Origin of the sequence: Thalassorhabdus alkalitolerans (assembly GCF_042656525.1) — a bacterium.
GTDB classification, from domain to species: Bacteria; Bacillota; Bacilli; order Bacillales; family Marinococcaceae; genus Thalassorhabdus; species Thalassorhabdus alkalitolerans.
Window position 1 is genome coordinate 141,068 of record NZ_JBHSOZ010000003.1, and the last position, 23,459, is coordinate 164,526.

The 23,459-nt window shown below is 41.1% G+C and carries 21 protein-coding genes and 1 other RNA gene; 5 read left to right on the forward strand and 17 right to left on the reverse strand.

The features are described 5' to 3' along the window. Positions 1-66: 66 nt before the first annotated feature. Entirely contained in the window at positions 67-2,517 is a 2,451-nt protein-coding gene (parC, locus tag ACFPU1_RS03325) for a DNA topoisomerase IV subunit A (protein WP_385938595.1), read from the reverse strand. Between the two features lie 2 nt (positions 2,518-2,519). Then, complete coding sequence (parE, locus tag ACFPU1_RS03330) at positions 2,520-4,529, reverse strand: DNA topoisomerase IV subunit B (protein ID WP_385938598.1); 2,010 nt, start codon at positions 4,527-4,529, stop codon at positions 2,520-2,522. A gap of 346 nt (positions 4,530-4,875) precedes the next feature. Here parE and ACFPU1_RS03335 point away from each other — a divergent pair, with 346 nt between their 5' ends. Next, complete coding sequence (locus ACFPU1_RS03335; RefSeq protein ID WP_385938601.1) at positions 4,876-5,316, forward strand: gluconate 2-dehydrogenase subunit 3 family protein; 441 nt, start codon at positions 4,876-4,878, stop codon at positions 5,314-5,316. 52 nt (positions 5,317-5,368) lie between these two features. Here the strand turns inward: ACFPU1_RS03335 and ACFPU1_RS03340 are convergent, their stop codons facing one another. Both ACFPU1_RS03340 and ACFPU1_RS03345 read right to left on the reverse strand, forming a co-directional pair. Further along, a complete protein-coding gene (locus ACFPU1_RS03340; protein WP_385938604.1) occupies positions 5,369-5,785 on the reverse strand; it encodes a CoA-binding protein in 417 nt (138 codons plus the stop codon). A gap of 465 nt (positions 5,786-6,250) precedes the next feature. Further along, entirely contained in the window at positions 6,251-6,949 is a 699-nt protein-coding gene (locus tag ACFPU1_RS03345; RefSeq protein ID WP_385938607.1) for a vanadium-dependent haloperoxidase, read from the reverse strand. A gap of 261 nt (positions 6,950-7,210) precedes the next feature. Here ACFPU1_RS03345 and ACFPU1_RS03350 point away from each other — a divergent pair, with 261 nt between their 5' ends. Further along, the gene (locus ACFPU1_RS03350) at positions 7,211-8,785 is read left to right on the forward strand and encodes a C69 family dipeptidase (RefSeq protein ID WP_385938610.1); all 1,575 of its coding nucleotides are present in this window, start codon (positions 7,211-7,213) and stop codon (positions 8,783-8,785) included. A gap of 730 nt (positions 8,786-9,515) precedes the next feature. Here the strand turns inward: ACFPU1_RS03350 and ACFPU1_RS03355 are convergent. The 5 genes from ACFPU1_RS03355 to ACFPU1_RS03375 all read right to left on the reverse strand — a co-directional run bounded on the left by ACFPU1_RS03355 (position 9,516) and on the right by ACFPU1_RS03375 (position 12,846). Next, positions 9,516-10,472 carry a GAF domain-containing sensor histidine kinase gene (locus ACFPU1_RS03355; protein ID WP_385940445.1) on the reverse strand — a complete coding sequence of 319 codons (957 nt, stop codon included), beginning with the start codon at positions 10,470-10,472 and terminating at the stop codon, positions 9,516-9,518. Between the two features lie 3 nt (positions 10,473-10,475). Continuing rightward, positions 10,476-10,667, reverse strand: a complete 192-nt coding sequence (locus tag ACFPU1_RS03360) for a 3'-5' exonuclease family protein (protein ID WP_385938613.1) — start codon at positions 10,665-10,667, stop codon at positions 10,476-10,478. A gap of 190 nt (positions 10,668-10,857) precedes the next feature. Then, positions 10,858-10,986 carry a hypothetical protein gene (locus ACFPU1_RS03365; RefSeq protein ID WP_385938616.1) on the reverse strand — a complete coding sequence of 43 codons (129 nt, stop codon included), beginning with the start codon at positions 10,984-10,986 and terminating at the stop codon, positions 10,858-10,860. Continuing rightward, a complete protein-coding gene (locus tag ACFPU1_RS03370; RefSeq protein ID WP_385938618.1) occupies positions 10,961-11,230 on the reverse strand; it encodes a hypothetical protein in 270 nt (89 codons plus the stop codon). Before ACFPU1_RS03370 ends, ACFPU1_RS03365 begins: the two co-directional genes overlap by 26 nt. 101 nt (positions 11,231-11,331) lie before the next feature. Further along, positions 11,332-12,846: a carboxypeptidase M32 gene (locus ACFPU1_RS03375; RefSeq protein WP_385938621.1), complete on the reverse strand. Its 1,515-nt coding sequence runs from the start codon at positions 12,844-12,846 to the stop codon at positions 11,332-11,334. 161 nt (positions 12,847-13,007) lie between these two features. Between ACFPU1_RS03375 and ACFPU1_RS03380 the strand changes: the two genes are divergently transcribed. Then, complete coding sequence (locus ACFPU1_RS03380; protein ID WP_054637708.1) at positions 13,008-13,310, forward strand: iron-sulfur cluster biosynthesis family protein; 303 nt, start codon at positions 13,008-13,010, stop codon at positions 13,308-13,310. Between the two features lie 81 nt (positions 13,311-13,391). Here the strand turns inward: ACFPU1_RS03380 and ACFPU1_RS03385 are convergent, their stop codons facing one another. After that, entirely contained in the window at positions 13,392-14,585 is a 1,194-nt protein-coding gene (locus ACFPU1_RS03385) for an acetyl-CoA C-acetyltransferase (protein ID WP_385938625.1), read from the reverse strand. A 429-nt stretch (positions 14,586-15,014) separates the two neighbouring features. After that, complete coding sequence (locus ACFPU1_RS03390) at positions 15,015-15,281, reverse strand: DUF2564 family protein (RefSeq protein ID WP_232725459.1); 267 nt, start codon at positions 15,279-15,281, stop codon at positions 15,015-15,017. 149 nt (positions 15,282-15,430) lie between these two features. On the opposite strand from ACFPU1_RS03390, the gene ACFPU1_RS03395 reads away from it, so the two are divergent. Further along, complete coding sequence (locus tag ACFPU1_RS03395) at positions 15,431-15,838, forward strand: DUF4395 domain-containing protein (protein WP_385938628.1); 408 nt, start codon at positions 15,431-15,433, stop codon at positions 15,836-15,838. Positions 15,839-16,003: 165 nt separating this feature from the next. Here ACFPU1_RS03395 and ACFPU1_RS03400 read toward each other — a convergent pair whose 3' ends face one another. The 3 genes from ACFPU1_RS03400 to egtB all read right to left on the reverse strand — a co-directional run bounded on the left by ACFPU1_RS03400 (position 16,004) and on the right by egtB (position 20,217). Further along, the gene (locus tag ACFPU1_RS03400; protein ID WP_385938631.1) at positions 16,004-17,140 is read right to left on the reverse strand and encodes a THUMP domain-containing class I SAM-dependent RNA methyltransferase; all 1,137 of its coding nucleotides are present in this window, start codon (positions 17,138-17,140) and stop codon (positions 16,004-16,006) included. A gap of 156 nt (positions 17,141-17,296) precedes the next feature. Beyond that, a complete protein-coding gene (locus ACFPU1_RS03405; protein ID WP_385938634.1) occupies positions 17,297-18,823 on the reverse strand; it encodes a BCCT family transporter in 1,527 nt (508 codons plus the stop codon). Between the two features lie 116 nt (positions 18,824-18,939). Beyond that, on the reverse strand, positions 18,940-20,217 hold the full coding sequence (gene egtB / locus ACFPU1_RS03410) for an ergothioneine biosynthesis protein EgtB (RefSeq protein ID WP_385938637.1): 1,278 nt from the start codon (positions 20,215-20,217) through the stop codon (positions 18,940-18,942). Positions 20,218-20,377: 160 nt separating this feature from the next. On the opposite strand from egtB, the gene ACFPU1_RS03415 reads away from it, so the two are divergent. Next, complete coding sequence (locus tag ACFPU1_RS03415) at positions 20,378-21,586, forward strand: CHAD domain-containing protein (RefSeq protein WP_385938640.1); 1,209 nt, start codon at positions 20,378-20,380, stop codon at positions 21,584-21,586. A gap of 177 nt (positions 21,587-21,763) precedes the next feature. On the opposite strand, the gene ACFPU1_RS03420 is transcribed toward ACFPU1_RS03415, so the two are convergent. From ACFPU1_RS03420 to ACFPU1_RS03430, 3 genes are all read right to left on the reverse strand, one after another. Further along, positions 21,764-22,381, reverse strand: coding sequence for a flavodoxin family protein (locus tag ACFPU1_RS03420; RefSeq protein ID WP_385938643.1), 618 nt, complete (start codon positions 22,379-22,381; stop codon positions 21,764-21,766). A 196-nt stretch (positions 22,382-22,577) separates the two neighbouring features. Next, an RNA gene (rnpB, locus tag ACFPU1_RS03425) (RNase P RNA component class B) lies at positions 22,578-22,976 on the reverse strand. 68 nt (positions 22,977-23,044) lie between these two features. After that, positions 23,045-23,446 carry a reverse transcriptase-like protein gene (locus ACFPU1_RS03430; RefSeq protein ID WP_054637046.1) on the reverse strand — a complete coding sequence of 134 codons (402 nt, stop codon included), beginning with the start codon at positions 23,444-23,446 and terminating at the stop codon, positions 23,045-23,047. Between the last annotated feature and the right edge of the window lie 13 nt (positions 23,447-23,459).

The following is a 23,459-nucleotide window of genomic DNA, read 5'->3' on the forward strand; positions in this document are numbered from 1 at the left end:
ATGTTGGGTAGCATGAAAAAAGACCGCTTCTTTAGCGATCTTCTTTCTCATTTAAGATTGCCTGTACTACTCTTGTTCTTCTGTCTTTATGTGGCTAGTATATTTCCATGCTTCAGAAACGTCTCCGTTCTTTTTTGTATCCACGACAAAAGAGCCGTTGCTGTACCTGTCAGTGTTTCTTAAAATGCTGGTTTCTATATGTGTAACTTCTTCATTTTCAGTTTGCACTGCAATTACATCGTTTGTTTCGAATTTTTCTAAACCTACCACTTGATGGGGCTTGGATTTTAACTCTCGTAACATGACAAGACCCCGTTTTGCCCGCGTAGAAGTTTCGAACTCCTGAATAGGCATCTTCTTCATGGACCCTCTTTGTGTAATTAGTCCAATTACTGCCTGTTCCTCTTTTGACAGATCAAATGTTAATCCGTTAATTACTTCATCTCCATCTTTCAGGTTTATTCCTTTGACCCCGGCAGCACGCTGCCCGACTAAACTAACTTCTGATTCAAGGAAACGAAGTCCGTAACCAAGTTTTGTGCCTATAAAGACTTCTTCGTTTCCATTGGTCATTTCTACATTCACGACTTCATCATTTTCTTTCACCTTAACTGCAACGAGGGCCTTGGAATATCTCTGGGCCTTATATGCCTGCAGGCTTGTTTTCTTGGCCATTCCGTTTTTTGTAAAAAATAATAAATTACTGTCTTCTGTAAATTCTCTCACAGCAATCGCTTTAAGCAGTTCATCCTCCCGGTCGAGCTGAACAATATTGCCAACGTGCTGACCGTTATCTTTCCACCGAATATCAGGTAATTCATGAATTGGCATATACAAGTACTGCCCCTTCTTGGTAAATAATAAAAGGGTATCTGTAGTGTTTAATTCATTAAAGTAAATAAGATCGTCTGTTTCCTTCATTCCAGGGCGTTCATTTTTAGAGGAAGAATAGGATCTGAGACTTGTGCGTTTTACGTACCCTTCCTTTGTTACGGAGACAATGACATCCTCTGAAGGGACCATAACTTCTAAGTCGATTTTTAACTCCTGGATTTTCTCTTCAATGACCGTTCTCCGTTCGTCTCCATAGGTCTTTTTGATCTTCTTTAAATCTTTTTTTATGACAGCAAAAAGATTCTTTTCACTGGAAAGAATCCTTTCGAGCTTTTCAATTTCTTTAGCAAGCTCATTTGATTCGTTATCTAAGGTTGTAATATCAGTGTTCGTTAAACGATAAAGCTGGAGCGTCACAATTGCTTCTGCTTGTGGTTCTGAAAATTCAAAGCGGCTGATAAGGTTGTTTTTTGCGTCTTTTTTATCCTTAGAGCTTCGGATGGTTTCGATTACTTCATCGAGAATGGAAATAGCTTTCTTTAATCCTTCTACGATATGCTGTCTTTCTTTTGCTTTCCGCAGTTCATGCCTGGATCTGTTTGTAACTACTTCTTTTTGGTGAGTGATATAAGAGTGCAGCAGCTGTTTAAGGCCAAGAAGCTGAGGTGTCCTGTTATGAATAGCGACCATATTAAAATTATAAGTAACCTGTAAGTCTGTGTTTTTGTACAAGTAGTTTAAAATACCCTCAGCGTCTGCTTCCTTTTTCACTTCAATAACAATTCGAAGTCCTGTCCGGTCGGTATCATCACGGACTTCAGCTATTCCTTCCACTTTTTTATCAAATCGAAGCTCATCCATTTTCTTTACAAGATTTGCTTTCACAACCTCATAAGGAACTTCGGTAATGACAATTTGCTGCTTCCCGCCGCGAATATCCTCAATATCTGTTTTCGCCCGGACAACCACTTTACCTTTACCTGTTTCGTAGGCTTTTCTAATTCCATCTACCCCTTGCACAATACCTCCAGTAGGAAAATCAGGCCCACGCAAAACAGTCATTAATTCTTGCACTGTGCACTCCGGATCATCGATCTGCATGATTGCAGCGTCTATGACTTCATTTAAGTTATGAGGTGGAATGTCTGTAGCATATCCAGACGATATACCCGTTGAGCCATTTACAAGCAAATTAGGATACATAGCTGGCAGGACTACCGGCTCTTCCTGTGTGTCATCGAAATTCGGAATGAATTCTACAGTTTCTTTCTCGATATCCTGCAAAAGCTCCTGGGCAATAGAAGATAACCTGGCTTCCGTATAACGCATGGCTGCCGGTGGGTCACCATCAATGGAGCCATTATTCCCATGCATTTCAATTAATAAATTACGCACTTTCCACTCTTGGCTCATTCTTACCATAGCCTCATAAACAGAACTATCACCATGAGGATGATAGTTCCCGATTACGTTCCCTACGGTTTTTGCTGCTTTTCTGAAAGGCTTATCCGACGTATTGCCATCTTTAAGCATGGCATATAATATCCGGCGCTGAACGGGCTTAAGCCCGTCTCTGGCGTCGGGAAGAGCTCGTTCTTGGATGATATATTTGCTGTAACGTCCAAAGCGGTCTCCTAGTACATCTTCTAGTGGAAGGTCTAAATATTTTTCTGCTTCTCCCAAGGTTACTCCTCCTCTACGACAAATAAGTTCTCATTTTCCAAGATGCTGTCATCCTCTTCCATACCAAATTCTACATGGGATTCAATCCACTTTCTTCGTGGTTCTACTTTATCTCCCATCAACGTGGATACCCGTTTATCGGCTCTGGCAAGGTCATCTACTGTCACTCGAATAAGAGTTCGTGACTCTGGGTTCATCGTAGTTTCCCAAAGCTGTGTTGCGTCCATTTCGCCAAGCCCCTTATAACGCTGGATCGTATAGCCTCTGCCAATCTTCTTTATCGCACTCTGAAGACCGTCTTCATCCCAGGCGTATTCTACCTTTTCCTTTTTCCCCGTCCCTTTGCTTACTTTATATAAAGGGGGCAGTGCAATGTAAACTTTTCCCGCCTCGACGAGTGGAGTCATATAACGGTAGAAAAATGTTAAAAGGAGAACTTGGATATGAGCTCCGTCAGTATCGGCGTCAGTCATGATAACAACTTTTTCATAATTGCTGTCTTCTATAGCAAATTCTGTCCCCACCCCTGCACCGATTGCATAAATAATGGTACGGATCTCTTCATTTTTCATTATATCTTCAAGCTTTGCCTTCTCTGTATTGATTACTTTTCCCCGCAGCGGCAGAACTGCCTGGAATTTCCGGTCTCTGCCTTGTTTCGCTGAGCCTCCAGCAGAATCCCCCTCTACCAGGTACAGTTCATTTTTAGCTGCATTCTTTGATTGTGCTGGGGTGAGCTTTCCGCTTAAGAGCACATCTTTCTTTCTGCTTTTCTTTCCGCTCCTGGCTTCTTCTCTTGCCTTTTTGGCAGCTTCCCGAGCTTGAGCGGCTTTAATAGCTTTCTTGATTAGCATCGAGCTTGTTTCAGGGTTTTCTTCAAAAAAGTAAGTTAACTTTTCGGAAACAATCGCATCTACCGCAGACCGTGCTTCCGGAGTACCTAACTTTCCTTTTGTCTGGCCTTCAAACTGGAGTTTTTCTTCTGGTACACGGATAGATATCACAGCAGTAAATCCTTCCCGGATATCAGACCCATCAAGATTCTTATCTTTTTCTTTCAGGAAATTCATTTTCCGCCCATATTCGTTGATAGCTCTTGTCATTGCTGTTTTGGCGCCAGACTCATGTGTGCCTCCATCCTTTGTTCGAACATTATTTACAAAGGAAAGTATGTTTTCGGTATATCCATCGTTAAACTGAAAAGCAAATTCGATATCGATGTCTTGATTGGATCCCTCAAAAAACACAACAGGATGCAGAGATTCCTTGTCCTCATTCAAATAATCCACAAAAGCTTGAATTCCTGTATCATAAGAAAAAGAATCCGTTTGTTCTTTTCCTTCTCTTTTATCAACAAGCTGTATGGTTACTCCGTTTAATAAAAAGGCAGCTTCACGAAGTCTTTCGGCCAGCACCTCATAGTTAAACGTAGTGGTTCCAAACATAACAGGATCAGGCTTAAATTGAATAACTGTTCCAGTCTTTTTTGTTTTTCCTGTCTTTTCTAAGGTTGTGACCGCTTTCCCGCCATTCGCAAATTCCTGCTTAAATATCGTGCCGTCCCGATGGATTGTAACAGTCAACCATTCTGAAAGAGCATTAACAACAGAAGCTCCAACCCCATGAAGCCCGCCAGAAGTCGCATAGCCTCCCTGGCCAAACTTTCCGCCGGCATGGAGCACTGTAAAGATGACTTCAGGCGTTGGTTTCCCCATTTTATGCATTCCTGTCGGCATCCCCCGGCCCTCATCCCGGACAGAAATGCTGTTATCTTTATTTATAATTACTTCTATTTGATCGCCAAAGCCCCCAAGAGCTTCATCGACAGCGTTATCAACAATTTCGAAAACCAGATGGTGAAGCCCCCGGCTGTCAGTACTTCCTATATACATTCCAGGTCTTTTTCTAACAGCTTCCAACCCTTCTAGTACTTGTATGGCATCATCGTTATAATCAAAAGCTTGTTTCGGTGCCAATTGCTTAATCCCCTTTCTGCATGAAACACTTTCCATCTCTCACTATAACATATCATAAGAGAACATACGTTTCTATCTCTTTACGCAAGTAACTATACAATATTCCTTATTTTATACCATTTTCCCCGATTTCCATAATTCTTTATAAAAAATATGAAATTTTACGTGTGAAACCTCCACTTACTTGGGTACTAGGTATAGGACCTCTTTTACCATTTTACATGCATTTCGGCAAAAGATTACTAAAGAGGTGATTTTATATTAAATAAGGAGGGATTCAAATGGCCGATGAAAACAACCCAAATAACGCCACCAAGGACGATGGGATGACCAGGCGCTTGGTTGCTGATAGTGTAGTGGGGGGACTTTTTTAGGCGGTTTGTTGGGCAGCCAGTTCTGGGGCACACATGATACAGCCCAGGAAACTGACACACAAACCGATGATGATCAAGCGCATGATCACGCTCCGGCCAATGACTACACAGAAGCAAGAATGTTTTTTAAACGTCAGGAAGATTTTCGTGTGCTGAGTGCAGCGTTTGAAAGAATTTTCCCCGAAGACGACCTTGGTCCTGGCGCAATTACATTAGGAGTACCTTATTATATTGACAAACAATTAGCCGGATCATACGGACAAAACGCAAGGGAGTACATGCAGGGTCCTTTTGCTGAAGGTGCCGTAACCCAGGACTTTCAAAGCGGGATGTACCGTCAGGACATTTTCCTGCAGGGCGTCCGCAGAATGCAAAGCATAAGCCGAAATAACTTCAACGAGGCTTTTTTTTATTTAGAGGAAGAACACCAAGTCAACATACTTAAATAGACTTCCCTTTTTTTCCCTTGAACACCGGTACTTAAAGAGAAGCCTTAGATTTTTATGATCGTGTAATTGCATGCTCTACTTTAATGCAGCGATCCATGACTACTTTCATACCTGCTTCTTTTGCTATTTGGTAAGCTTCATCGTTTTCCAAACCAAGCTGTGCCCAAAATACGTCTGCATCTATGCTTGCTGCTTCTCTGGCTACTTCAGGTAAGTGTTCACTACGTCTAAATACATTAACAATATCAATATGACCATCGATATCTTCTAAAGAATTGACTGCCTTCACACCTAGAACTTCTTCTGCGTTAGGGTTCACGGGTATAATCTCATATCCTTCTTCCTGCATGACTTTACTTACTTCATATGAAGTTTTTTCAGGTTTCTCGGATAATCCTACAACCGCTATACGTTTAGCATGATCGAAAATTTCCTTAATTTCTTCTTTTGTTGGTTGCTCATAAGCCATTGTTATATTCCTCCTTCTTATTATTTCCAATAAGTACTCTTTGTCTGTTTTCCCTTTTTATTTATTAATTAATCAAGTTTTAAATGTATATATATTACGGTATGTGAAATTTTGGAAATAACGTAAATGATGAAATGAAGCAAACGTTAAAACGAGACCTGATAGTAAAGTAAGGCTGAAGACCCATCAGGGTAATGGTCTGATTTAGATTAAATGTGAAAAATCCGAGTAATACATAAAGGGGCTGCCTCAAAACTCTTACTTTTGAGATAACCCCTTTTTGGATAGGCACGGTGTGTATTAACTATATATGAAAACTATTCTATTTTTGTCACGATAATATTATAATACCTTCACGAAATTCTGTAGTCATTTAAAACCTACTTTTATCATCGTCGGGAAAAACGGATTAGGTTTCATAAACTAATTTCCTTATGCAAATATTTAATATTTGCATACACCATATTATATTAACTTTATAACATGATTCCCGATTTGCCTGCCTAATCGAAGACCTTCTTCATTATCGATTGGGAAATGGACTCCTGCATATAACCTTGATTGAGCGATGTTATTTGCTTTTTGTGTTAATCTTACCGTTTCTTCAGGAAAAAAATGACTTAATATTACTTCAGCGCAACCGGCCATTGTTGAATGTCCTGATGGGTAGGCAGGAAAACGGGGTGTAGGAATAACAGTTTGTATTGTTGGATCAATTTGATCTGGCCTGGCAATATCAGTAGAATATTTAATATCCCAAGTAACAATCATTGTATCGTTCAACGCAGCTTTACAAATCCCCATTATTCGTGCTGCGCGAGGAGGGTTAATATCATACTTTTCTATTAACTCATTTATTACAAAGGCCCAATCCTCTGTTGGGGTGGTCTCTGCATACAGTTTCGCCATTTTTATTTGTTGGGGTGTTAGGTTTCGAAGAGTTTGTTTAACAACCTCTAATTGCTCTCCTTTAAAATCAATTGTATATGGATCCACTGGATCTAAGCTAACAGGCTCTCCGTATAAGGTAATCATCCCTCTAAACATGTGCTTTTTAAAAAAGAACATTGGCCACGAGCCCGCTTCAGGTTCTACTCCTCCAAAACCACCCCTGCTCAACTCCGACCATTTAGGAGGAATAGACCAGGGCTTTTGCTTCTCCATCTTTTCAACCCCTTCTCAATAATTAAGGTTCTTTATTATAAAGTATGAGAACTATGGTTTTGAGGTGTAGAAGAATATAAGAACTATACCACTTCAATATACTTTACTCTGACTCCAAACGTCCCCCCTATTGGATTTTCCTTACCAATGTCTTCATTCTTAATATATTGATGCTCTCAAACCCTCCCCTATATTTGCTACATAAGGAATAAGCTATGATTCATAAAATGAAAGGATATTGCTTTTGGGAGGGGTGTTTTAATGAGCATTGGATTTTTCGTGGGAAGCCAATTAACAAAAGATGGTTCGACGTTACTTGGTGGTTTTGGACATGAGCCTTCTAGTCACTGGATTGATATAGTACCGGGGCAGCACCACCCACCTGGATCAACTATGAAGGTCGGTGTGACGGAGGAGGCAAATATTCCGGGAAGGATTATTGATATTCCCCAGGTTCAATATACAAATAAGTATATTAGTTCAACTTATTCCGAATATGCAGGCTTTCCTCCACCGTTAACCAATGGTGGCCTAAACGAGTACGGTGTGGCCGGGCGTGACATTTGGTCACCTTCCCGCCAAGAATTAGTGGAAATGACACCCGAACCGCAGCAGGGTCCAAATTACAGTGACCTGGCTCGTATTGTCATGGAACGAGCGAAAACAGCCCGGGAAGCTGTAGAAATTATCGGTGACCTTATTGCCACCTATGGTTATTCGACATACGGCGGTAACTCCCATCTCTTTGCGGATAAAGACGAAGGGTGGGTAGTTATCGAATATGCCGGTGGACAGGGGTTATGGGCAGCCGAGCGGTTAGGACCTGACGAGGTACGAGTGTCTTACCCTGGGTATATACACAATTTCCCTGTCGATTTTCAGAGCAATGAGAACTACATGGGGTCAGATAATATTGTAGAATTTGCAAGAGAACAAGGATGGTGGGATCCTGAAACTGATAACCCGGAATATTTAAACCTGCAAGATGTTTATGGAGAACCTTTTCCCGGAGAAGGCGTAGAGAAACAAGAAGATCACTATACAGCTGCTCGTGTCCCTCCAGAAAGAGAAGAAGAGCTAATGTCACTTGTACCGATAAGTCTTGAAGATATGCTTGCACTGGTTAGGGATCCGCGTTGGTCTAATGATCGTGCAGGTTATGGCCAAGTCGCCCATCTTAGACAGAACGTCCCGAATGAACTGCAGACCTTATGGATCGCTATTACCGGAGCAGTTACTACACCTTATGTGCCAATCCCAATTGTTACCAATTCCCTAGCGGTTCCACCGGAATTTGTTCAACATCGGTACATGACCAAATACTCTGATTCGGAATTTTTAAGTAAAGATTATGCTCCTCAGGAAGCGACAAGGTATGCATTCAGAGAATTTAAAAGACTGATGTATTTTACTAGTGAACACCCTCTGTGTTTTCTACCTTACGTGACAGGGAACATAGAGTGTTTCGAACAAATTATGCTTCTGGAAAGAAGAAGTTTAGAAGAAAGGTTTCTCTCCTTGTGGCAGAACAATCAATTTGAAGAAGCCAGGCAATTAATTTCAACGAAAGTTCATCAACGTCTTCTTGAAAGTTTACGCCTCGGCATGAGATTAACTGATGTAGTAGAAGCAGAAACACGAAGGTTATTTGGCATCCGTATGCCAAAAGATACAAAAGAGCCTGGAGAGACTACCCCACCATGGAGCCAAGTAATGATCTCCCAAACAGATGATGATTTTGTTCATGCTTATGACCCTCGACTTGATATATACCCTCGTCCGTTTGGAATCTACAATCAATATGCCTGGTGTGGACCCCATGCCTATAGGAGCTAAAACAGCTCTTTTATAAAAGCACCCTGACCTGTAAGAGTTAGGGTGTTCTTTCATACACCTTTTCCCCAATTTTTCTGTACCTTATCAACAAACACTTGCAGATTATTTAAGGTTAGGTTTATTAGCATTGGTCTTAACAAAGGAATCATTGACAGGGATTGACCTTTCACCAAAAAGTTTGCCCTTCTTCTTACACAATTTTCTTTAAGTCTCTTTTTACAAATTTTCCCTCTAAGTGTCTTGTAGAAGTAAAACAATTCCTGCACCATGACGCCCCTCCCCCGGGCTACATAACATTAACTGTTCAGTCCAGCATTTCTGATAATATCGGATACAGGGAAGACAGCGTATGGAAAAGAGTATGATCAAAAAACTGTAACCAGTGATAGAGATGGCGTGAAAGGTAAGTTGTTAGGTCTGTGTAGTAGACAGGGGCATGTCCTCTGTATTTCACCTATTGGCTGACACAAATCTATGATTTGTTTTTTCAAACGATAGATGTGAACAACCACTGTCTTGGAAAACACCTATAAAATTTCAAGTTTGTGAAAGGAGTCGTAAGTGGAAATTGATCTGGCTCACTTCAAAACTTTATGGGAACAAAAATAATAACTGTAACTATTTAAGAAGTAATAAGGAGTCCTACTCTGAAAATAAGAAAAGGCACTCACCTATGATAGTAAGTCCCTTTTCTATTAGGAGGATTGGTCCAAGATCCTTCATTATTATCTTAAAACTTGCCTGCATTGATTGGCAATCGAACGGATACCAGCGTACCGCCTTCCGGGTGATTTTCAATATCTAGAGATCCCTGGTGTTCTTTAATAATGGTTTTACATATTGATAAACCAAGACCTGTCCCTTCCTCTTTTGTAGAGAAAAATGGATCACCAATTTTATTTACCAAAGAAAGGGGTATTCCCCTGCCGTTATCTTTTACAAAGACGGTAACCCAGTTGATATCGGCAGTAAGTTCTATATCTACTTTTCCATTCTCTTCGATTGCTTCAATGGAGTTCTTAAAAATATTAAGAAAAACCTGTTTCATTTGCGATGGGTCTAAATATATGGAGGGTGGTTCATTTCCTGCCAGTAAGTTAAATTCAATATTGTGTAGATGGAATTCACTTTCCATGAAATACATTGTCTGCCGCAGCAATTCATAAGGAGAGATCTTTTCTTTTTTGGGTGCACTGGGCTGTGTTGTAAGTAAAAAGTCACTGACCAGCTTGTTCAAGCGGTTAAGCTCCTCAATTACTATTTCATGATAATGAGCCATTTCCTTGTTGTCGGCAAACAACAGCTCAATAAATCCTTTAATTGTCTGCATAGGGTTACGAATTTCATGAGCCAGACCTGCTGCCAACTTCCCAACCATCGCCTGCTTGTCTAAAAGCTTCATTTTGTCCTCAATAACTGGCAGAGTAACCTGCTGCTCTTGAGAGATCACCGAGGATAATACGTTAGCAAGCCTTTTTACACTCTCAATTTCTTTTTCTGTAAAATCATATGGTTCCGTGTCACTTGCACAGAGCGTGCCAAACAGCTCACCATTCTCCAAAATAATCGGCACCCCTAAATAAGAAGCAAGCGAAATGCTTTCTAGATCTTCTTTAACATGGGCTGCCCGCTCGTCAGTTTGTATATTATTTATGATAAGTGGTTCCCGACCACTACAAGAAATAATATGTCATAAAGACTTTTCAAGAGGCAGAACCATTCCTTGAGAAATACTGCAGCTCTGGTTTGTGCTTGTATGAAGCACCCGGAGAACTGAAAAGTCACTTTCTAATGATCCTATAAAAAAGGTCTTCGTATCCACTAATTCACTTGCTATTTGCAAGATATCTGTAATCACTGAATTTTTAACATCAATGCTCATAAAGAGCTAACCCCCATAGCTATTATTCATTGTTACTCAAAGTTTTCCAAACCTTTAACATCTATTTTATACTATAGCACTAAACAAAAAAATCTCTATACTTACATATTTTATTTTCCAGCTTTTATAAATTCAATGGTCTTTTTTTCCTTCTACATGAAAAGGCTGACCCAATGGCCAGCCTTACTTGTTAAGAGTCATCTTCTTCTTCCATTTCCTCATCTTCATCTAGGTCAATGTCTAGATCATCATCTACTTCTTGATCTGTATCATCTAATTCAGCATCTACATCATCATCCATGGCCTTCCATGCCTTCATCTTCTTCTTCAATCCCTGTATCTTCATCTTCTGTGCCGTCTGGTTCATTTTCTACATCAATGTCATCCTCATATAAAGGATCATCGTCACCGCCTGTACCGTCCACATCGGTTTCGCCTCCGGCAGGTTCTTCTTGTTCCTCGCCGCCGTTATCACCGAGGTCATCTTCTGCTTCCCCGCAGCCTGCGATCATACCTGCCGCGAGCATGGCAGCGGCTCCTTTATATAATATTTTTTTGTTCATGGGAAAACCTCCTTGCTAAAAGAATACGTGTAGTAGCTGTATTCCCTGAGGCTGTTTCCAGTATACAATTTGACCCCAGCGACTGAATTACGATCGGGACATTAGAATTTATACAGTTCCTTATATTTATCTGTTAAATAAGATAATAAATGATCTGGATTAATTCCTTCTCCGGTTGTATCTTTTAGAATTTCTACGGGTTTCTTCAAGGAACCGTGCTGATGGACGTGCTTGGTCATCCAGTCTTTGATCGGGGAAAGCTCGCCTTCACGAAGAAGGTTATCAAAGTCAGGAAGATCACGGTCTAAAGACTTCTTCAGCTGGGCTGCATAAATGTAACCAAGAGCATAGGAAGGGAAATAACCAAACGCTCCAAAAGACCAGTGAACGTCCTGCAAGACTCCTACTCCGTCATGGGGAGGAGTCACGCCAAGAAACTCCTGCATTTTGTCATTCCAGATGGCAGGAAGATCTTTGACTTGAATATCTCCGGTAATTAAACCTTTTTCAATCTCATATCGAAGAATAATATGAAGAGCATACGTCATTTCATCGGCTTCAATTCGAATTAAAGACGGTTTTGCTTCATTGATCGCTTTGTAGAAAGCATCAATGCTCACATTGTCGAATTGACCATTTGAGTATGACTTAAGCAAGTCGTAATTGTTTTCCCAAAAAGCATAATTCCTGCCTACAAAATTCTCGTAAAACAAGGACTGAGATTCATGAATACCCATAGAGGTCCCGTCACTTAAGACTGTACCTTCAAGATCAGTTGATATATTTTGCTCATAAAGAGCATGGCCGCCTTCGTGGATGGTGCCAAACACAGCTGTTCTGAAGTCTTTTTCATCGTACTTCGTTGTAACTCTGACATCATTGGTGTTAAGCCCAATGGCAAAGGGATGTACTGTTTCATCTAAACGGCCTGCTTGAAAGTCATAGTTCATTTTTTTAAGGATTTCAAGACTGAATGCCCGCTGCTTTTCTTTTGGAAAATGCTCAAATAAAAACCCTGTTTTCGGTTTGTTTTCGGACTCTTTTACCCCTTTGACTAAAGGGATCAGTCCCTCTCTAACCTTACCAAATACATCATCCAGAATATCCACGGTTACGCCGGGTTCATAGTCATCTAATAACGTATTATATGGATGACCTTCATAGCCCCAGTAATTTACAAACTTTCGCTTGAATTCGACCAGCTTTTCGAGATTGGGACGGAAGGTTTCAAAATCGGCTTCTGATTTGGCCTGCTCCCATTGTGCTTCTGACTTAGATTTTAAAATGTTATATTCTCTATACTCCTCTTCTGGAACCTTTTTAAAGCGGTCATATTCTTTCTTAAGTTCCTCAGCTGACTTCCTAGTAATTTCTGAGACTTGCGCCCTGCCTTCATCACTTAGAACAGCTTCTAAATGCTCTCCCATTTCATTTGAGGTTGTAAGTTTAAATACCTCTGTAGATAAATAACCGAGAGCCTCTGATCTTTGATTGATCCCTTTTTTAGGGGCACCAGTTCTGGCATCCCAATTCATCAAGCCAATTGCTTGACGATAAGCTGTCATTTTCCTCATCAGCTCATGAAGCTGCTGTTCACTTTGTTTTACGTCAGACATTCATACAACCCCTTCTTGTTATGTAGTAAAAGCATTTGTTTCGCCTATAGAAATGTAACGTTTATTATAGTGGATATTATATGTCATGTTAAGTAAAACCATTTGTATGTTTTGATGTTTTCTTTGACTCGTGTTATAAACGTAAAGAAGGAGGCATCTCTATGGACTTTACAATTTCTTCTGAAGCTGCAAAACATTACAAAAAAGAAATGGAATTAAAAGAGGGAGATGCTGTCAGGCTGTTTGTAAGAGTAGGAGGAGTCGGTTCAGGAGGATTTTCCATTGGTGTAGCAAAAGAAACACCATCTCCAACATCCTTTCAGGTAACCAAGGAAGGAGTCACGTTCTTTGTTACTGAAGAAGACCAATGGTATGTCGATGGCATGACCATTTCCTATGAACCTGGCATTGACTATTTCCATTTCGAAAACCCAAAAATAAAAGATGTAATTAACCCTGAGTAAGGCACATCAGCCAAGCTCAGGGTTCTTTATGTCTCTGTATGTGAAGACGGGACTCTTCATTTCATTAGTAATATCAAAAGATTAGAAGGATTCTCCCTCTCTTTCCACGATTAAGGAGGTACCTTGTCCACCGCCAATACACAGGGTGGCTAAGCCTGTCCTGGCTTTCCGCCGTTTCATTTCGTATAGTAAGGTTGTCAGCACGCGTGCACCTGATGCACCAATCGGATGGCCAAGAGCGATCGCTCCACCGTTTACGTTTACTTTCTCTTTATCCAGTCCTAAATCCTTCACCACTGCCAGCGACTGAGCCGCAAACGCCTCGTTAGCCTCTATAAGGTCCAGGTCCTCAGCCTTAAGCCCTGCTCGCTTTAATGCCTGTTCAGAAGCAGGTACAGGGCCATATCCCATGATTTTAGGATCCAGGGCAGCGCTTCCATAAGATTTAATTGTCGCTAACGGTACCACTCCAAGCTCTTCGGCTTTTTCCTTTGCCATAACAATGAGCATAGCCGCTCCGTCGTTAATCCCCGATGCATTTCCGGCTGTCACTGTTCCTTCTTTTTTAAAGGCCGGCTTAAGTTTAGCGAGCTTTTCCATTGTCATACCAGGTTTAGGAAATTCATCTTTGTCTATAACCAAAGGGTCTCCTTTTCTTTGCGGCACAGAAACCGGTGTGATTTCCTCAGCAAATAACCCCTCCTGTTGAGCTCTCTCTGCCCTTCTTTGGCTCTCAAGGGCAAATTCATCCTGCTCTTCTCGCGTAAAGCTCCATTGTTCAGCAATATTTTCTGCAGTAATACCCATGTGGATGCCATGAAATTTATCCATTAGCCCGTCATTAAGCATCGTATCAATCATTTTTGCATCCCCCATCCGCTGACCCCAACGGGCAGAAGGAACGACATACGGAGCATTGCTCATACTTTCTACTCCACCGGCAAGCACGACATCAGCATCCCCTAACGAAATAAACTGGGCAGCCATGCTTACCGTACGCAAACCTGATCCGCATAATTTATTAATAGTTACAGCAGGCGTAGTATCAGGCAGGCCAGAAAATATTCCAACCTGACGGGCAACGTTTTGACCAAGGCCTGCGGATAAAATGTTCCCAACTAAAACCTCATCAATGTCTGATGGTTGTATTCCCGCTCTCTCAATCGCGCTCTTAGCAGCTGCCACACCCAAATCTACTGCATTGACGGAAGATAAGCTTCCCCCATAGCTGCCAATCGGTGTGCGTGCAGCACTTACAATCACTACTTCTCTCATTAGTAGATTCCTCCCCCAAGTCGTATAATCGTTCTCAGCGAATCTTTTCTTTAACACCAGGTTTCTATATTTTTCGATATTCGCTTCCATTACTCCTCTATTTTTGCTTGAGAAACCCATGTACTCATCACTTTCCTGTTACCAGCAGAATGATCAAGCTAAGAATAAGTGAACTGTTTGATATGTAAGTATCATGCTGTTTTTCAAAACGAGGGTGGAGTCGGATCTTACCCTCGGTGATTCTTTCTGCCCCAAGGTCTCAGAGCGGGCGGTAACGTGTAGTTTCAGAGGAGAATCCATTTATATTTGTATGTATACTCCCTGACAAAGCTTCCTCTTCTTCAAACATGGTACTGTATAGACCCCTTCTACGTTTCCTGGTTCATCAAAAAAAGCGCGAAGAACGTCTTCGCGCCTAACAAATCTATTTTATTTCTTTTTCGCTTCTTTAAGCTGATGGTCGATATTTTCAAGCAATTCTTCGGAAACCTCTAAAAAATGAGAATCTACCCCTGTCTGGTGAGTAAAGGCTTGTTGATACTGTTGTTTGGCAAACCTGACTGCATTGGACGCAGCTTCCAGCTGATCTTCATCGAGACTCTCAGTGGCATGACCCACTGCACGCTCCGCTGCCTTAATCGACATTTTCACTTGCATTAAATCATTATATTGATTTTCGTCATATGATCGAGTCAATGAGAAGCCCCCTTCGCAAGTAAAAGAATATACCTACAGCATATCCAGAGAGCTCATCATTTATTCCAACGAATCAAAACGAATTTCTTAAACACTTGCATGCTAAATGGTACAATGGAAGAAGATAAATGACAAAGGAATGATTATTTGTGGGTATCCCAAAACCACTTGTACAGGCAAACCAAGCGTTTATTGTTAGCACAGTTCTTCTTTCTCTTATTTTTTCCATATGGATTCTTTTTCTTCCGTTCATAAACGGAATGGTTAGTTTGATTACAAATTCAAACCCCGTCATCAGGCTGGGCAGAAATTTTTTAAAGAAAAAGCCGATCCAGTATGTGTTGGAGGACCCTGAGCAGCAGCGTTTTAACCAATGGATTGCCACAGTATGTTTAGGATTATCTCTGCTTTTTTATTTTCTCGGTTTCCCTGCCATCAGCATAGCATTTTCCGTTATGGTTCTTCTGGCAGCAGGCATCGCTTTAACGGGCTATTGTATCGGATGCACAATCAGATACCGTTACATGATGTGGAAATATAAAAGACAGCAGACATAACAACCATCGAAACCTGTTATTTTCATCCAATTCGTTATCGGGAGTCGCTTTGAGCGTTTCCGATAGTTTTGCACCCTGTTCTACTCTATTGGCTTGATCTCTTTAGAAGTGTTCCAAAAAAAGGCTGCTGAGATTATTCTCAACAGCCTTTTCATATCATGAGTGTTACCGCCTTGGCGGCTTTGGTCCCCAATACTGATAGTATTGGGTTTTAATATTTCCGTTATAAAGTTTCCTTCGCTTCGTGGCATTTTTTCCGTATAAATTTTCAAAGCCTTCATGGGAAGTAATAACATATACAGACCACGTTTCAAGAGCAGAAAAAGTCCTGCCCATATCCTTATACATCTCTTCCACCGCCTGCTTTTCCCCTAGCCGCTCACCATACGGCGGATTACAGATGAGCGTGCCGTACTCCTTCTTAGAGGTAAAATCCTTTACCTGCATCTGTTTGTACTCAATCAATCCATGAAGACCTGCCTCCATCGTATTATCCTTGGCCAGGTCAATCATTTTAGGATCTAAGTCACTTCCCTGGATATCCAAAGGCTGGTCATAATTCGCAAGATCCTCAGCTTCTTCTCTAGCTTTTTCCCAATTTTCCTTGCCAACCCAATCCCAGCTTTCAGCGGCAAACTCTCTGTTAAACCCAGGAGCTATATTTTGGCCGATCAGTGCCGCTTCAATAGGTAAAGTGCCAGACCCGCAGAAAGGATCAGCAAAAGGTTTGTCCGGGGTCCAATGGGTAAGCTTAATTAAGCCTGCAGCCAGTGTTTCTTTGAGTGGTGCTTTACTGTGTAATGGCCTATATCCACGGCGGTGCAGCCCCTCTCCAGAGCTGTCGATTGTCAGCACAGCTGTATCTTTATGAAGAGCAACTTCAATGCGGAAAAATGGGCCATCTTCTTTAAACCAGCTTGTTTTATAAGTTTCCTTCAAGCGCTCAACGACTGCTTTTTTTACGATCGCCTGACAGTCTGGAACACTATAGAGCTTTGATTTCACCGAACGGCCGATTACGGGAAACTCGGCATTTTCAGGAAGAAACTGCTCCCATGGCACACTTTTGGTTCCTTGGAATAATTCTTCAAAGGACGTGGCTTTAAACTCAGCTAGCTGGACTTTGACACGGTCAGCTGTGCGAAGCCATAAATTTGCACGGCATAGAGCGAGGGGATCAGCCGTAAAAGTCACCTTTCCGTTCTCGACTTCAACATTTTCATAACCCAGGTCTTTCACTTCTCGGGCGACCAGAGCTTCCAGTCCCATTGTTGCTGTAGCGACTAATGTAATCTTGTTCATATTTATTTCTCCTTACACGACTCAAATTGACTAGACTCTTACTATACATGGTTCTCTTTTACACATCCAGTCAAACTTTACCATAAACAAAGGGAAAGGGAAAATGATCCTGCCATACTGTTTTGTTTCTTTTTAAGAACATGTTCCTAATTTCCATCAATTTCCTTTTATGACAGATTTCAATGTGGCTGCTGTTTGAAAGATAATAAAAAAGAGTATTGGAAATCCTGCCACCGTAGCCATTTGTTTTACTGCTTCAATGCCTGTGATTTCCCCGCCAGTACCTGCTGTGATTGTTAAAAGAGCCAAAGTCCCAAGGAGGACTCCCCAGTACACTTTCATTGTGGCAGGAGGTTCAGGGTGGTCAAAGGAATAGCCTTTGGTTGTAAGAGATGAAACAGTAGTTGTTAAGGAGTCCGCAAGTGTTGTAAAGGAAATAAAGATAGAAACCAGCATGAGAATACTAATGATTACTGTGAAAGGAAGGGATTCCAAGAATACAAATAAGGATAGTTCAAGCCCTCCTTCTTCATTTGAAATCATTTCCCAAAGCTGTCCTTCTCCCTGCCAATCATAAAAAATGGACGCTCCTCCAAATACCCAAAACCAAAGCATACCAAATCCTGCAGGCAGCAAAAGATTAAACAGCACAAATTCTCTTATGGTTCTTCCATAAGCAAGCCTTGCAAGAAACATACCGATAATTGGAGCATAGGCCAGCCAGATGGACCAATGAAAGATCGGCCACCACCTCGGCCATTCTGAACCTTCCATCGGGCTTGTCCATAAGAAGCGTTCTGGAAGCCCGCTTAAAAAAGCTCCGGTACCCTGAACACCTAAATTCAGAATAAATGTCGTCGGCCCCGCTACAAAAACAAATATGAGCAAGAACAAAAAGACTTTGGCATTTTGGTCTGCCAGGAACCGTATCCCTTTTTTCAGTCCTGTATAACTTGAAATAATATAGGCAGCTGTTATGACAACAACCAGGATGCTCCAAAGGAAGACCCCTGTCTCAATGCCAAAAATATATTCCATTCCGCTTCCTATCTGTAGAACTCCTTCACCAAGAACTGCGGCCATTCCACCTGCTATTCCAAAGATACACAGAATGTCTACGATCGTCCCTCCTGTTCCCAGGGCTTTTTTACCTAGAAAGGGATAAAGGGTGGCACTGATTGTATAAGGAAGCTTAAGATTGAAATGGCTGTAGGCGACTGCGATTCCTGCTATGACATACACAGAGTACGGTGCTAGTGTCCAATGGGCAAGATTGGAAGCTATCGAAAAAACAGCAGCTTCTTCAGTGAAAGGCTCGATTCCCAGCACTTGTGGAGGACCACTGAAATGCGTGATCGGCTCGGCAAGACCCCAAAATAAAATCCCTACTCCAATACCAGCTGTTAGAGAAATTGCAAACCACTGCCATTTGGTAATAAACGGCTCTGCCTCTTTTCCGCCAAATCTGATATTTCCATATTTTGAAAATCCAAGGTATAAACAAATAAATATTAATAGAAACACCGTCAGATTAAACAGCCAGCCGAAATGAATAAAGGCAAAATCCACAATAATTGTCTGCCATTCATAAAAGGAAGAAGGCCACAATGCGCCAAGAATTACAGTAAAAATAAGGATAATTGAAGTGGGAAGAAAAACAGGCCAATGTATTTTATTTTTCATTATTGTTCTCTCCTATGTAAATATCTATCAAGGTACATTTCTTACTCTGAAGCTGTTAAGTTGCCTTAAAGAAAAGAAAAGGGCCTGCTAAGAAGCCCTTTTTTACATCACTTGAACTATTGTCCGTCTTTGGCAAGACGGAATCCGCTGAACTGCCACCTTTTTTCCGGAGGGAAAAAGTTCCGGTATGTCAAACGGATGTGGGAGGCAGGGGTCGCGCAAGACCCGCCTCTTAACACCATTTTATTACTCATAAACTTTGCATTATATTCTCCTAACGCACCTTCTAAAGGGCTGCTTCTTGGGTACTGGGTATAGGGGCTTCTTGTCCATTCCCACACATCTCCAAACTCTTTTCCACTTTCCTTCTCTCCAAAAGATGAGGGGTGAAGCAGTCCAGATTCTAAAAAGTTGCCTTCATAGTCGTTATCTCTGAAAGCCCACTCCCACTCCTGTTCTGTCGGAAGTCTGTACCCTGCCCACCTTGCGTAGGCGTCTGCTTCGAAATAGCTTATATGAGTGACAGGCTCACTTGGATTCACGCTCTCTACTCCACGCACCGTATAAGTACGCCATATTCCCTCTTCTTTTCGCCAATAAAGAGGAGCCTTCCAGTCATTAGTTTGTACCAGATCCCAACCTTCTGCAAGCCAGAGTTCAGGTCGCTCATATCCTCTGTCCTCTATAAACTCCATAAACTCTTTGTTTGATACAGGGCGGGAGGCAATAGAAAAAGCATGCTGCCAATGTTTATGGACCGGCCTTTCATTATCAAAGGAAAAGTCTTCGTTATTCGTGCCGATTTCACTTATTCCTTCTTCAAAGCTGTGCCATTTTATTGGCGGAAGAGTTAATGCAGGTCTCTCCTGCGTCTCTTCCTGTAAGTATGGGTACTCCAGCGGGTGAATAGAATAATTATATTTTATATCTGTTACCAGTAATTCTTGGTGCTGCTGTTCATGATTGATCCCTATAATCATTAATTCCTTTATTTTATCTGGTAAAATTTCCTCCGTGGTCAACATCTCTACAATTGCTCTATCAACATGATTTCGGTAGTTTATGATTTCTTGTACGGTTGGCCTTGAGAGAAGCCCCCTTTGATGTTTTGGAAATGGGGTGCCGAGTGATTCATAGTAGGAGTTAAACAACCGGTGGTAATTTTTTGAAAAGACTTCGTACTCCCTTTTATATGCGGTTAAAATCATCTGCTCAAAAAACCAGGTCGTATGGGCAAGATGCCATTTTGGGGGACTCACATCTTCATGGGACTGAATCACAAAGTCTTCAATTTCAAGAGGCCTTACAAGATTCATTGTTTCTTTTCGGGTTTCAGTATATTTGCCTATAAGGGTGCTAACTTCACTGGTCATAAATACTTGTTTCGTACTCATATAGACCTCCTTGCTTGTTCTATTCTTAATAAATAATGGTCTATACCCTTCCTCATATTTTCTATAACATTACCTTCCACCTTCCTGATTGAAGCAAAAGGATTAAAGTAGTTATGAAAAGGGAAAACCCTTGTTAAATAAGACGTGTGAGGTGTTAATCGTGAGTAAAGAACTAATAAGACAGTTAGACGGTTCCGGCAGAATCGTCATACCTAAAGAAATTAGAGAAGAATTAGAACTAAATGACCAGCAGCTTCGTATAAAAGAAGAAAAAAGACGAATATCAGTAATAAAAACAAATTTAGAGGAAACGGAAGAAAAGCACGTAAAAACCCTTGATGATGAAGGGCGTCTCCTTCTCCCAAGCGATCTAAGAGATTATATTGGGTGGCAAAAAGGCGTAGAAATAAAATTTTCAACAGACAAGGATAGAGTGATTCTCCAGGAGGCTAACGAACAATGTATTATATGTGGGCGCAGCGATGCCTATCTTTATCCAGTAAAACAGCGTCTACTATGTGAAGAATGTCTGGTAATGGGAAATGAGGAAGCGACAGAAGCATGGAAGACAAACCTTAACCCAATCTTTGAGAATTACTTTGACCATTGTCACGATAGTATAGAAAATGAAGAAAATCGCAAACACATTCTTCAGGCAAGAATGGATGGAAGACGCTTGAAGACAGTCCTGGAATTTATAGGCGTAGAGGATGACAATGAGCTTCTTGAGCAAATTAAAAAGTCTTATCAGTTATTAGGAGATGTAGGGAAGTATGATGTCTTTCTTACAGACCTGGAAAAAATGAATGAAAATAAGGAAGAAAGTGATGAGGACATTCCTGAGGTCTACGAAGAGTTAACTTCTTTTGCGCAAAATAAGCGTAATGAATCTCAAGAAAAGCTGAATAAAAAGCTTCCAAAAACGGTAAATAATGACTTAAAGAAACAGTGGGAAACGTTTCTGAATGAAGGCCTTCCTGAGTATGTAAGAGGAATCGATACTAATGAGAAACTTAAAGAGGAAGAAGATAAATTCCATAAAAAACTTGAAGAATATAAAAAAGCGAAAGAAGAAGACGATTCTTTAGAAAATGGCCTGCCAGTGATTAAAGGCGTATATGTGCAAGCAAAGCATTTGCGTTCTTTATACACTTTTCTTAATAAAATGAAAGATGGAGAGTATGAAGACAAAGTAAATGAATATGAGGACATACAAAAAGAATTTGGAAAGATCATCAGCCTTCGTGACAGACTTGACCGTATCGATAAAGCGAGAAAGAAAGCTAAACTATCAAAGAGTAAAGTAAAAGAAATTAAAAAAGATATTAAAGGGGATTTGGAAAAAGAATTAAATGAAGTTTCGGGATAAATAAGAATATCTGTTTAAAATGTTTAAAGGTTGGCTGTATGCTTTTTGTACTGATTTTCCTATTTCGATTTCTTTTCTGACAGAGAGGTTGTTGTATGGAGCTTTTCATGCTCATATATGACGCCATGATTTATCTTTCCCATGACTAAAAAAGGATGAGCAGCTGCTCATCCTTTTTTACGTATTTCCAACAGCGGGAATGGGGTATTGTTGAAACATACGAGCAAAGTGAATCAGGTTATACGCCATCATTTTTGTATTTTTTTTCGTGAATTCGCTGTCTTGTCCGGCTTCCATATAAGACGGTCCCGGCCCGGCTTCTCCAACCCAATAGGCAAGGGAATTAGGAGGGATCGTAAAGCCGATATTCGCCATTCCAAATAAAATGGACTTACCCGCTTCTTTTGCTCCGTCTTCGTTTCCAGTTACTAAGCACCCAAATACTTTGTTATAATAGATCGCCTGTCCTTTTTCATTCGTTTCCCCGCTTTGAGCATATAAACGTTCCATGACCAGGGATGCTAAGCTGCTCTTTTCTCCGTTCCATATCGGGGTCCCAAGTATAATGATATCTGCCCCCTTCACCTTTTCCATAAGAAGAGGCCACTCGTCGCCATCCCCCATGTGATCGCTTATACCCGCTATAATGGTATAGTCCGCTATACGAACCACTTCAGTCTCAATGTTTTCTAACTTCATCCATTCTGAAGACTTTTCAATTAACGCTTCTGTATTGGAAGGTTCATTACTTCTTTTTAAAGAAGTGTTTATATATAACGCTTTCAGCCTTTCCATAAAGCATCTCCTTTCCTTACGCCAGGGAATTAGGTATTGCTATCAATTCCCGTCTTAATCTTACTTATAAACGTTAGAAAAAAGAGTACACAAAAAAGATTTCTTCTTTTGTAAAGAAGAAACCTTTGTTCTACTCATGAAAAAGTCTTTATACACAAAAAACCCCTATAAAGGGGTCAGCCAGAGGCCCAAAGTGTTCTATAAGCCATGTTTTGTCCCTTTGTGCTCCTACGGTTTATCACCTTGCACTCAGGGGGCAACCATCTATCTGCAAAAGGAAATGCTTTTCCTTTGCCCTTCCCTTTAGTTTAATTCCTGCAGGAAGGCGCCCCTACCATAATTTTGGGTTTCTCGCTCGCGGGGTTTACCTCGTTCCACTCTTGCCATTTCTGGCAAGACTCCGTCACTGTGGCACTTTCAGGATATTCACACCTTATTCATTTTCAAGAACGTAGGTGTTTTCTCCGCCGTCAGTTCAGCTAACAGCCAAACTGCCCTGACTTATTGTTTGGTCAGGCACGAACACTACAGCCGTCTCAGGCTGTGCGAGCATGGACTTTCCTCTGCGCAAATTACGCAGCGATTGCCCGAACACTTTGAGCATCATTTTTTGTGACAGATATAAATATAACATATCCTGAAAAACAAAACAAGAGAAACCGATCATTTGTTTCCCTTGGATTTGCTTACCGCTTCTTTTGATAATTGATCGGCTGCTTTGTTCTTTGTCGATGGTATCCATTTGACAAAACATAAATCCAGCTGATCGCTCAATTGTAATGCTTCTTCAAGTAAGTCGCGGTATTCGCTTTTTTTAGTGTATCTTTTTTCGAATGACTCATCAACGAGCTTTGAGTCAGTTGAAAACGAAACAACATGCCACTGATTAGCGACACAAAGCTTTAATCCTTCAATAAGGGCATAAAACTCGGCTTCGTGATTCGTTGCCTGGCCTAGTGGGATACTGTAGCGTTCCACCTCGCCATCGTTTTTTTTAACAAAGACACCTGCACCGGCAGGGCCAGGGTTACCGGCGCTCGCACCATCAATAAAAAGCTTGATCAAAGAAAGTGTATCC